Below are 10,781 nucleotides of genomic sequence, written 5' to 3' on the forward strand. Positions count from 1 at the left end.
TCCCTCTCCGGCCCGGGAACCCGGGCGATCGTGCGGGCCGCGCCCCCCGACGGGCCGCGGTCCTCCTCGGTCACTGCTGCTGGTCGTCCGGCGCCCCGCCGGGGGTCGCACCGGGCGCGCCCGGCTCGACCGCCCCGGCCTCCCGCCGGCGGCGGGCGCCATGGGCCGCGGCCACCCCCGCCACGGTCGCGCCCACCGCCGCCGCGGCGGCCGACCCGGCGACGACCCACGGCGCGGCGCCGGAGCCCTCCGCACCCGCGCCGTCGTCGACCGGGGCCGCGACGGCGGTCACCTCGGCGGTCGGCTCGGCGGTGGGCTCGGCAGGCTCGGCGGACGGCTCCGCGCTCGGCGCGGCGGCGGCCGCGGCGTCCGGCGCGCCGAACGTCACCGGCGTGAAGGACTCGTTGTTCGCGTTCGCGACCCCGTGCGCGCCGATCGTGATGACGCCGCAGGTCACCACCCGGCAGTCGACCTCCACCGTCCCGCCGTCGGCGTCCAGGGCCGTGATCGTCGCCCCGGGGATCGTGAGGTCCGTGGACCACGAGCCGTCCTCGGCGACCTCGCCCCCGTTGGCCTCGACGGCGGTGGTCGAGCCGGGGAACGCGACGAACCGCTGGTAGCCCGCGTTCTCCTGCCCCTGCACGTCGACGGCGTACCGGTACTGGACGCCGGACACGCCGCCGGCGGACGGCCGCCAGCCGTCGGACGCGGGGTCGACCCAGCCGAACAGCACGTAGACGCCGCCGAACCCGCCCGCGACCGACTGGAAGCCGGTGCCGGACACCTGCACGCGCGTCGGCGCGTCCGCCGCGGCGACGGCCTGCCCGCCCTCGCCGGCGACGACCACCTGGGGCGCGGCGGCGGCGGGTCCGGCGGCGGCGAGCGCGGCGGCGGCGGTCAGCGCGGCGGCCGCGAGGGCGCGGAGCGGCGTCGGGGTCATCGGGGGTCCTCCGGGGTGGTGCGGGCGGCGCCGTCGCCGGTGCCGGCGGTGCGGTCGGGCAGCACGAGCAGGTCGCCCGTGCGGGGGTGGACGAGGACCTCGACCGGGTGCCGGTAGACGGCGCCGAGCAGCTCGGGGCGCAGCACCGCGGCGGGCGCGCCGAGACCCCGCACCCGGCCACCGCCGAGCAGCAGCACCCGGTCGGCGTACGCGCCGGCGAGGCTGAGGTCGTGCAGGACGGCGACGACCGCGTGCCCCGCGCGGGCGAGCTCGCGCGCCTGGCCGAGCAGCATCTCCTGGTGCCGCAGGTCGAGCGCCGCGGTCGGCTCGTCGAGCAGCAGCACCGGCGTCGCCTGGGCCCGGGCGCGGGCGTAGGCGGTGCGCGCCTTCTCGCCGCCGGAGAGCGTCGGGAACCGGCGCTCGGCGAGGTGCAGCACGTCCGCGGCGGCGGCGGCCCCGGCCACCAGGCGGTCGTCGTCGTCCTCGGCGGCGGTGCCCCGCCAGGGCGCCCGGCCCATGCGGACGACCTCGGCGACCGTGAACGGGAAGCTCAGCCCGTGCTCCTGGAGCAGCACGGCGCGCCGGCGGGCCAGGTCGGCGGGCCTCAGGCGCTCGACCGGGGCGCCGTCGGACGTCACGGTGCCGCGGGTCGGGTGCAGGTCGCCCGCGAGCAGGCCCAGCAGCGTCGACTTCCCTGCGCCGTTCGGGCCGACCACCGCGAGCAGCTCGCCGGCCTCGACGCGCAGGTCCACGCCGTCGAGCAGCGTCACCCCGTCGACGTCGTACCCGGCCCCGGCCAGCTCGACCTCCGCCGCGCTCACGCCCAGCCCCCGGCCCGGCGGCGGGTGCGGCGGATGAGCCAGAAGAAGAACGGCCCGCCGACCAGGGCGGTCAGCATGCCGATCGGCAGGTCCGCATAGGCCACCGCGGTGCGGGCGACGAGGTCGGCGGCGAGCAGCAGCACCGCCCCGCCCAGCGCGCTCAGCGGCACCAGCGCCCGGTGCCCCGGGCCCACGAGCATCCGGACCAGGTGCGGCACCACGAGCCCGACGAACGCGATGATCCCGCAGAACGCCACGGCCGCGGCGGTGAGCAGGGCGACCGCGACGATGCTGACGACGCGCAGCCGCTCGACGTCGACGCCGACGTGCCGCGCGGCCCGCTCCCCGAGCGCCAGCAGGTCGAGGCGCCGCGCGACCAGCAGGGCCACGAGCAGCCCGACGGCGACGAACGGCGCGACCACGGCCACGTACTGCCAGCGGGTCCCGTTCAGCGAGCCCAGCTGCCAGAACACGATCTGCTCGCGCGCCTGGGTGTCGGCGAGGAAGGTGAGGAGCGCGATCCCGGCACCGGCGACGGCGTTCACCGCGACGCCGGTCAGCACCAGCGTGACCACCTCGGTGCGGCCGCCGGACCGGGCGAGCAGGTAGACCACCAGCGTCGTGACGAGGCCGCCGACGAACGCCAGCGCCGCCGAGGTGAACGCGCCGAGGAAGTTCAGGCCGAACACGATGCCGGTGCACGCCGCGAGCGCCGCGCCCGAGGACACCCCGACCACGCCCGGGTCGGCGAGCGGGTTGCCGAACACGCCCTGCATGACGGCGCCGGCGGTCGCGAGGGCGGCGCCCGCGAGCACGGCCATCACGACGCGCGGGAACCGGATGGTCCACAGCGCGGCGTCGCCGTTCGCGTGGCTCGGCAGCGGGCCGACGTCCAGGCCGAGCCGGTGCAGCACCGAGCCCAGGACCTCCGCGGGCGGGACGCGGAGCTGCCCAATGCCGGCGGCGATGACCGCGAGGGCGAGCAGGGCGACGACGAGGCCGATCCCGAGCGGCACGACGCGGCGGTGCCGGGTGCGGGCCGGGCCGGGCGCGGGGGTGCTCGGTGCGCCGGCCGGCGCGACCCGGTCCGCGCCGGGCTCGCGCAGCGCCGTCACGACGCGTCCGGCGCGTAGAAGGCCCGCGCGAGCGCGTCGAGCGTCTGCGCCGAGGTGGGCCCGAACGACAGCACCTGGGTGTCGGCCATGTCGACGATCCGCCGGTGCTCGCCCGCGGGCGTCTGCGCCACGGCGGGCAGCTGCTCCAGCAGCCCGTCGACCCCGCCGACCGACTCCAGCCCCTTGGTCATCACCAGCACCAGGTCCGGCTGGGCGGCGACCAGCCCCTCGTCGGTCACCGGCCGCATGCCCTGCCAGCCGATCTCGCCGGCGACGTCGACCGCGCCGAGCGCCTCGATCAGCGAGTCCGCGCCCGAGCCCTCGCCGAACAGGTAGGACACGCCGGCCTGGCCGCGCAGGTAGAGGAACACCACCCGCAGCCGGTCGGCCGGGTCGTCGGGCGCGAGCCGGCCGACCTGCGCGCGCACGTCGTCGATCGCGGCCTGCGTGCGCGCGGCGAGCGCGGCGCCCTCGTCCGGGAGCCCGACCGCCGCCGCGACCGACGCGATCAGGTCGCCGACCGTGCCGAGCTCACGGTGGGCGTCGACCACGACCACGGGGATGCCCGCGTCCCGCATCTGCAGCACGGTGTCCCACGGGCCGAGCGTGGTGTCGGTGATGATCAGCGTCGGCGCGAGCTCGAGGATCGCCTCGCCGGACAGGTCGTGCCCGCTCGTCGTCACCACGGGCAGGTCGGCGATCTCGGGGAAGTCGGACGACGAGTCCCGGCCGACGACGCTCCCGCCCAGCCCGAGCTCGAACAGGATGCGGGACGTCGACCCGTAGAGGTCGAGCGCCAGCACCCGGCTCGTGTCGGTGACGGTGACCTCGGTGCCCTGCGCGTCCGTGAGCGTGACCGGCAGCGCGGGCTGCGGGTCGTCGGCCACGGGGTCCACCGGCGTCGCGGCGGCGACGGCGGTCTGCTCGCCCTCCCAGGCGCGGGGCTCGTCCAGCGGCGTCAGGTCGGCCAGCGCGGGCCGGTCGCCCGCGACCGCCGCCGTCCCGCCGGACGCCCCGGCCACCCCGGTGCACCCGGCGAGCGCTGCCACCACGACGGCCGCGACCAGGGCCGGGACCGACCGGAGGGCGGTGCGGCGGGGCGGGACGGGCGGGCGTGCGGGCATGACGAAGCGACTCCTGAGCGGGTGAGGCTCGCGCACGAGGGCGCTCCGAGCGGGCGCCGTGGCGAAGGTGAGCCAAACCTAAGTTAGGTACTCCTCAGAAGACAAGACGCGGTGTCAGGACGAGCGGATCGCACACGTTCGGGTGACCCGGCCCTAGCCTGGGCCGATGGACCGCCGAGCCCGCGCCGACGCCCCCGCGCCCACCCCGGAGGAGCGCGCCGACCGCCTCAAGGAACGGGTCTACGTCACGTTCGCGGCGCTGGCCGTCGTCCTCACCCTGCGGTCGCACGGGGACGTCACCGCCGGGGTCGCGGCGACGACCCTGCTCATCACCGTCGGGGGCACGGTGCTCGCGGTGCTGCTCGCCGACATGGTGTCGCACATCGCCGTGCACGCCGCGCTGCCCAGCCCCGCCGAGGCCCGGCACATGGTGGCCGTGTGCACCGGGGCGCTCGGCGTGCTGGCGCTGCCGATGGTCTTCGTGGGGGTCGCGGCCACGGGGTCCTGGACCGTCGACGGGGCGCTGCGGGCGTCGACGATCGCCCTGGTGGCGAGCCTGGGCGTCGTCGGCTGGCTCGCGGTGCGCCGGATCTCGCTGCCGGGGTGGCAGAAGCTGCTCGTGCTGGCCGCCGAGGTCGCCCTGGGCGTCGCGGTGGTCTCCCTGGAGCTCCTCGCCCACGGCTGAGGTGCGCGGGTCGGGCCGGCGTCAGCCGCGGGGGCGGTCGCCCTGGCCCTCGGCGGCGCGGGCGGCGTCGCGCTCGCGCAGGCGCTGCTCCTCGCGCTTCACCTCGGCCTGCGTGGCGCGCTCGCGGTGCAGCCACTCCGGCGACTCCTCGACGATCGCGTCGATCTGCTCGGTCGTCAGCGGGTCGGTGAGGCCGTTGCGCGCCAGGCCGGACGTCGAGATGCGCAGCCGCGCGGCGACGACGGAGCGCGGGTGCGGGCCGTTCTTCCGGAGCTCGGTCAGCCACTCCGGGGGGTTCCGCTGCAGGTCGTCGAGCTGGTCGCGCGACACCGGACCCGCCTGGAACTCCTCGGGCGTCGCGGGCAGGTAGACCCCGAGCTTGGCGGCGGCCGTGGCCGGCTTCATGGTCTGCGGCGTGCGCGCGCGGCGGGCGGGAGCGGGGGTGGGCTCGGAGGTCACCGCACCAGGATACGGACGCGGGGCGCGGCTACGCTGACGCCGATGTCCGAGCCCTCCTCCGCCGAGCCCGCCGAGCCCGCCGAGCCCGCCGCCCCGCCGCGGTTCCGGCTGCTGCTCGTCCCCGGCGTCGTCCCCGCCTCCTGGGTCCGCACCTGGCGCGAGCGGGTCGCCGACGTCCCGCTCGAGCTGGTGCACGCGCCCGCCGCCGACGCCGGGGCGGTGCTCGCGCGTGGCGAGGCCGACGCCGCCCTGCTGCGGCTGCCGGTCGACCGGGACGTGCTGTCGGCGATCCCGCTGTACGTCGAGACCACCGTCGTCGTGCTGCCGAAGGACCACCTGCTGACCGCCCTCGACGAGGTGGGCGCGGACGACCTGGCCGAGGAGACCCTGATCACCCCCGCCGACGACGTGCTGCGCTGGGCCGACGCGCCCGGCGAGCCGTCGCTCCTGCCGACGCCCGCGACGACGGAGGAGGCGGTGGCGCTCGTCGCGTCGGGGGTCGGGCTGCTGCTCGTGCCGCAGTCGCTCGCCCGGCTGCACCACCGCAAGGACCTCACGTACCGGCCGCTGACCGGCGCACCCGGGTCGCAGGCGGCGCTCGCCTGGCTCGGCGACCGGGACGGCGACCCGCTCGTCGAGGAGCTGATCGGCATCGTGCGCGGGCGGACCGTGAACAGCTCGCGGGGCCGCGGTGCCGCGGCGCCCGCGGACGCGGCCACGGGCTCGGCACGGAAGGACGCGAAGGCGGACCGCTCCGGCGGCGCGACCCCCACCGGCAGGGGCCCGAGCGGCAAGGGCACGGCCGGCAGGGGCGGCGGCGCCCCGGCCCGGGGCGGACGCCCCTCCTTCGGCTCGGGCGGCGGGCGCGGGCGGCCCGGCGGCCGACCCGGGTCGTCCCGCGGGCGCAAGGGGCGCTGAGCCGTGCACATGCCCGTGCCCGGCCTGCGGGTCACCGTCCTCACCGGCGCCGGCATCTCGACCGGCGCCGGCATCCCCGACTTCCGCGGGCCCGACGGCACCTGGACCCGGCACCCCGAGCAGGCGGAGCTGCTCGAGATCGGCCGCCTGGTCGCCGACCCCGACGTCCGACGGCGCGGCTGGCAGATGTGGCGCACGCACCCCGCGTGGACGGCGCGTCCGGCCGCGGGGCACCGCGCGCTGGTCGACCTCGCGGGCGCCGGTCGCCTGCAGGCGCTGCTGACGCAGAACTTCGACGGCCTGCACCAGGCCGCGGGCTCCGACCCCGCCGACGTGGTCGAGCTGCACGGCACCCTGCGCACCACCTCCTGCCTGGCGTGCGGCGACCGGCAGCCGACCGTCGACGTGCTCGCCCGCCTGGACGCCGAGCCCGATCCGCCGTGCGCGGTGTGCGGCGGCATCCTCAAGCCCGACGTCGTCTACTTCGGCGAGCGGCTGCCGGAGCGGGCGCTGGAGCGTGCCGTCGCCGCGGCCACCGACGGGGACGTGCTGCTGGCCGTCGGCACCACGCTCACGGTGCAGCCGGTCGCGAGCCTGGCGGCCCTCGCCGCCGACTCGGGTGCCGAGGTGGTCATCGTCAACGCCGAGCCGACGCCCTACGACCGGATCGCCGACCGTGTGGTGCGGGAGCCGATCGAGCAGGCGCTGCCGACGCTCGTCGCGGAGCTGCTCGCCCGGGACTGACGGCTGCCGTGCGCGGCGGCGTCACCCGCGCGCCCACTTCCCTGCATAGGACAGATGTCCTATAGTCCACGTGGAGTATTCAAGAAGGAGCATCACGTGGCAGGAACGCTCACCCCCCTCGCGGTCGCGGTCCTCGGACTGCTGGTCGAGGGTCCCCTGCACCCCTACGAGATGCACCAGGTGCTCCTGCACCGCGCCACGGACCGCATCGTCAAGGTCCGCCCCGGCTCGCTCTACCACTCGGTGGACCGGCTGCACCGGGACGGGCTCGTGCGGGCCGTCGGCACCGAGCGCGCCGGCAACCGCCCCGAGCGCACCACCTACGAGATCACCCCCGCCGGCCGCGACGCGCTCACCGAGCAGCTCGCCGCGATGATCGCCGCACCGGTCAACGAGTACCCCCGCCTGCCGCTCGCGCTGGCGGAGTCGCACAACCTGCCGCGGGACACCGTCCTGACCCTCCTGCGCGACCGGCGGACCCGGCTGGCGGCGGAGCTGGAGGACCTGCGCGCGGGAGTCGAGCGGGTCCGCGCCAAGGACCTCCCGGCCCGCTACTGGATCGACCTGACCTACCAGATCGCGGTGTACGAGACCGAGTCGGCCTGGATCGCCTCCTTCATCGAGGGCATCGAGTCCGGCGACATCGCCTGGTGACCCGGCGCGGCCACCGCCGCGCACCCCATCCACCCGCTCCGCGCGAGCACGCTTCCCTGCGAGGAACTCCCATGTCCGAGACCACCCGTCCCTGGCCCGCCCTCTGGGCGCTGGTCGTGGGCTTCTTCATGATCCTGGTCGACACCACGATCGTGTCCGTCGCCAACCCGGCCATCATGGCCGGGCTCGGCACCGACATCGACGCGGTGATCTGGGTGACCAGCGCCTACCTGCTCACCTACGCCGCCCCGCTGCTCGTCACCGGGCGGCTCGGCGACCGCTTCGGCCCCAAGCCGGTCTACCTGACCGGCCTGGTGGTGTTCACGCTCGCGTCGCTCGCCTGCGGCCTCGCCGGGTCGATCGGCGTGCTGATCGCGGCCCGCGCCGTGCAGGGCCTCGGCGCGGCGCTGATGACGCCGCAGACCATGGCCGTCATCACCCGGATGTTCCCGCCGGACTCCCGCGGCAAGGCGATGAGCCTGTGGGGCGCCGTCGCCGGCGTCGCGACCCTCGTCGGGCCGATCCTCGGCGGCGTGCTCGTCGACGGGCTCGGCTGGGAGTGGATCTTCTTCGTCAACGTGCCGGTCGGCGTCGTCGCGTTCGTGCTGGCCTGGCGCCTGGTGCCGCGGCTCGAGACGCACGCGCACCGGTTCGACGTCCTCGGCGTCGTGCTCAGCGCGCTCGGCATGTTCCTGCTGGTGTTCGGCATCCAGGAGGGCCAGTCCTACGACTGGGGCCTGATCGGCGGCTGGCTGCCGGTGTGGGGCGTCGTCGGCGCCGGCGTCGTCGTGCTCGCGCTCTTCGTCCTGCACCAGGCGCGCACGACGGACGAGCCGCTGCTGCCGCTCGGCCTGTTCCGCGACCGGAACTTCGCGCTGGCCAACGGCGCGATCAGCGCCCTGGGCTTCACGGTGACCTCGATGTCGCTCCCGCTGGTCTTCTACTACCAGCTGGTCCTCGGCTTCTCCCCGACCCGGTCCGCGCTGATGCTCGCGCCGATGGCCGTGATGACCCTGGTGCTGTCGCCGGTGATCGGGCGCCGCGTCGACACCGCGAACCCGCGGAACATCGCCCTGGTCGGCATGCTGCTCCAGGCGGGCGCGCTGGTGTGGTTCTTCCTCTGGCTGAGCCCGGACCCCGACCAGTGGGCCCGGCTGCTGCTGCCGAGCGCGGTGCTCGGCGTCGCGAACGCCTGCCTGTGGTCGCCGATCTCCTCGACCGCGACCCGCAACCTGCCGCGCGCGCAGGCCGGGGCCGGGTCGGGCGTGTTCAACACGACCCGGCAGATCGGCTCGGTGCTCGGCTCGGCTGCGATCGCGGCGCTCATCCAGGCGCGCCTGGTGGCCGAGCTCGGCGCGGGCGCCGGGGACTCGACGGGCGCGGCCGAGGCGGCGGGCTCGCTGCCGGAGGCGCTGACCGGCGGGTTCTCCGACGCGATGGCGCAGTCGCTGCTGCTCCCGGCGGCGATCGCGCTGGTCGGCGCGGTGCTGGTCGCGTTCTTCGCCGCCCCGTCCCGTGCCGGCCACGGCGCCCCGCCGGCGACCCCGGCCTCCGCGGCGGCCCCGGACGGCGCCGCCACCCCGGACCGCGCCACCGCCTGACCCCACCCGCGCCCGCCCGCGCAGCGCCGAGGGGGTAGCCGACACGTCGAGCGAGCATCCGGCGGATGCTCGCTCGACGTGTCCCGTACCCACTCGGCGCGGCGGGCGCCGGCGCGCCCGGGCGGCCCGGGCGCCGGCGTCAGCGCGCGTCCGCCCCCGCGCGGCGGTCGTCCTCGCCTGGGGGCGCCGCGACGCCCGGCAGCATCTCCTCGGGCAGCTCCTCGACCGGCACCACCACGAGGTCCTGCACCTTCCAGTCCAGCGCCGTCGCGGCCGCCCGCGCCTCGGCGAGCTCCCGCAGCCCGGGTGCCCGGCCCGCGCGCGGGACCACGAACGACTCGACGTGGAACACGTGCCCCTGGTCCCGCACCCGCGAGCGCGCGTCCTGGACCCAGGGCAGCGCCCGGAGCCGCTCGTCGATCGCCCGGTCGAGCGGGTGCGGCTCGTCGCCGTCGACGGTCGTGGCCCGGGCGTCCATGAGCGCGCCGGCCGCGACCCGCAGGTTGCCGACGCCGTCGCGCAGGATGCTGACCGAGATGAACAGCGCCGCCGCGGAGTCGGCCCACCACAGGCCGGCGCCGATGCCGAGGATCCCGACGACCGAGCCGAGCGCCGTCATCCAGTCGGCCTTGTTCATGTCGGCGTCCGCGTAGAGCACCCGGTCGTGCAGCGTGCGGGCGAGCGGCATCTTGGCCCGCCCGAGCAGCACCGGCGGGATCCCGGTCAGGACCATCGCGCCGATCATCGGCCAGCCGGCCCAGAACACGTGGTCGCCCAGGTGCATCACGCCGACCGGCGGGTGCTCCGCGGCGAGCAGCCCGCTGCCGGAGTCGACGACCAGGAACGCGCCCATGGTGAGCAGCGCCGCCGCCGCCACGAGGTGCCCGACCCCGACCGACCGGTGGTACCCGTAGGGGTGCGCGGTGGTCGGCCGGCGCCGCGCGAACCGCACGGCCACCAGGAAGGAGATCGGCGGGATGAAGGACAGCAGGTCCTCCGTCCACGCCGCCTTCATCGCCTGGGAGCTGCCCATCACCAGGTATACCAGGGTGACGCCGACGACCAGGAACGCGATCGTGCCCCAGGCCAGCCGGACGGCCCGGCGCAGGGCCGCCGCCTGCTCCTCCGGCAGCTCCGTGTGACCGAACGTGGCGGTCGTCCCGGGCGCGCTCACGGCAGCACGTCCCGGTGGTTCTCGAGCAGGAACGTCTCCAGCCGGACCAGGAACGCGTTCTCGCCGAGCGGCGCGGCCATCACGTGCGGCTCGGGCGCGCCGTGCTCGTCGGGCACGGTCGTGTACGGCGTGGTCAGCGCCGCCCGGGCGGACCACGGGGACCGCCCGGTGAAGCCGCCGACGACGAGGTCGAGCTCGCCCGCCTCCAGGTCGCCGATCAGCCGCTCCTCGCTGCCGACGGTCCAGTCGACGTCGGCGTCGAGCGTCTCCGCGAACTCGGCGACCACCTCGGCCTCCAGGCCGGACGGCGGTGCGCCCTCCTCGACCACGGTCCACGGCGGGTTCGCCGTGATCCCGACGCGCAGCGCGTCGCCGGTCACCCGCTCGAGCGTGCCGTCGGGGTCGGCGGGGAACCCGCCGGAGCACCCCGCGAGCAGCGCCGCGGTCAGCAGCAGTCCTGCGGTGCGTCTCATGCGGCCCGAGTGAAGCGCCTTCCGCACGTCTCCGCACGTCGGGGCCGCGCTCCTCCGGCGGGCCGGAGGAGCG

12 protein-coding genes are annotated in these 10,781 nt (G+C 76.7%); 5 read left to right on the plus strand and 7 right to left on the minus strand.

The window, feature by feature from the left end; translation table 11 throughout:
- Window positions 1–70 precede the first annotated feature (70 nt).
- Genes FS882_RS01480 through FS882_RS01495 form a run of 4 tightly spaced genes read right to left on the minus strand, consistent with a single transcriptional unit; the run spans window position 71 to window position 4,000 of the window.
- Window positions 71–940, minus strand: coding sequence for a hypothetical protein (locus FS882_RS01480; RefSeq protein ID WP_158370050.1), 870 nt, complete (start codon window positions 938–940; stop codon window positions 71–73).
- Window positions 937–1,761: a heme ABC transporter ATP-binding protein gene (locus FS882_RS01485; protein ID WP_222848087.1), complete on the minus strand. Its 825-nt coding sequence runs from the start codon at window positions 1,759–1,761 to the stop codon at window positions 937–939. Before FS882_RS01485 ends, FS882_RS01480 begins: the two co-directional genes overlap by 4 nt.
- Window positions 1,758–2,867 carry a FecCD family ABC transporter permease gene (locus FS882_RS01490; protein WP_410053256.1) on the minus strand — a complete coding sequence of 370 codons (1,110 nt, stop codon included), beginning with the start codon at window positions 2,865–2,867 and terminating at the stop codon, window positions 1,758–1,760. The genes FS882_RS01485 and FS882_RS01490 overlap by 4 nt, the downstream gene beginning before the upstream one ends.
- A gap of 5 nt (window positions 2,868–2,872) precedes the next feature.
- Window positions 2,873–4,000, minus strand: coding sequence for a hemin ABC transporter substrate-binding protein (locus FS882_RS01495; protein ID WP_158370052.1), 1,128 nt, complete (start codon window positions 3,998–4,000; stop codon window positions 2,873–2,875).
- Window positions 4,001–4,166: 166 nt separating this feature from the next.
- Between FS882_RS01495 and FS882_RS01500 the strand changes: the two genes are divergently transcribed.
- A complete protein-coding gene (locus tag FS882_RS01500; RefSeq protein WP_158370054.1) occupies window positions 4,167–4,685 on the plus strand; it encodes a hypothetical protein in 519 nt (172 codons plus the stop codon).
- A gap of 21 nt (window positions 4,686–4,706) precedes the next feature.
- On the opposite strand, the gene FS882_RS01505 is transcribed toward FS882_RS01500, so the two are convergent.
- On the minus strand, window positions 4,707–5,090 hold the full coding sequence (locus FS882_RS01505) for a DUF5997 family protein (RefSeq protein ID WP_158370432.1): 384 nt from the start codon (window positions 5,088–5,090) through the stop codon (window positions 4,707–4,709).
- 96 nt (window positions 5,091–5,186) lie between these two features.
- Here FS882_RS01505 and FS882_RS01510 point away from each other — a divergent pair, with 96 nt between their 5' ends.
- The 4 genes from FS882_RS01510 (at window position 5,187) to FS882_RS01525 (ending at window position 9,061) form a co-directional block, all read left to right on the plus strand.
- The gene (locus FS882_RS01510) at window positions 5,187–6,062 is read left to right on the plus strand and encodes a LysR family substrate-binding domain-containing protein (RefSeq protein WP_158370055.1); all 876 of its coding nucleotides are present in this window, start codon (window positions 5,187–5,189) and stop codon (window positions 6,060–6,062) included.
- Window positions 6,063–6,071: 9 nt separating this feature from the next.
- Window positions 6,072–6,806 (plus strand): SIR2 family NAD-dependent protein deacylase, encoded by a 735-nt coding sequence (locus tag FS882_RS01515; RefSeq protein ID WP_158370057.1) that lies wholly within the window; start codon window positions 6,072–6,074, stop codon window positions 6,804–6,806.
- A 96-nt stretch (window positions 6,807–6,902) separates the two neighbouring features.
- Window positions 6,903–7,460, plus strand: a complete 558-nt coding sequence (locus tag FS882_RS01520; protein ID WP_262347993.1) for a helix-turn-helix transcriptional regulator — start codon at window positions 6,903–6,905, stop codon at window positions 7,458–7,460.
- Between the two features lie 71 nt (window positions 7,461–7,531).
- Window positions 7,532–9,061, plus strand: a complete 1,530-nt coding sequence (locus tag FS882_RS01525; RefSeq protein ID WP_158370060.1) for a DHA2 family efflux MFS transporter permease subunit — start codon at window positions 7,532–7,534, stop codon at window positions 9,059–9,061.
- Between the two features lie 139 nt (window positions 9,062–9,200).
- Here the strand turns inward: FS882_RS01525 and FS882_RS01530 are convergent, their stop codons facing one another.
- Together FS882_RS01530 and FS882_RS01535 are read right to left on the minus strand one after the other, a co-directional pair.
- Window positions 9,201–10,235 (minus strand): cation diffusion facilitator family transporter, encoded by a 1,035-nt coding sequence (locus FS882_RS01530; RefSeq protein WP_158370062.1) that lies wholly within the window; start codon window positions 10,233–10,235, stop codon window positions 9,201–9,203.
- On the minus strand, window positions 10,232–10,708 hold the full coding sequence (locus FS882_RS01535) for a substrate-binding periplasmic protein (RefSeq protein WP_158370064.1): 477 nt from the start codon (window positions 10,706–10,708) through the stop codon (window positions 10,232–10,234). Before FS882_RS01535 ends, FS882_RS01530 begins: the two co-directional genes overlap by 4 nt.
- Window positions 10,709–10,781 lie beyond the last annotated feature (73 nt).

The organism is Cellulosimicrobium cellulans, from assembly GCF_007679345.1.
Lineage (GTDB): Bacteria > Actinomycetota > Actinomycetes > Actinomycetales > Cellulomonadaceae > Cellulomonas > Cellulomonas cellulans_A.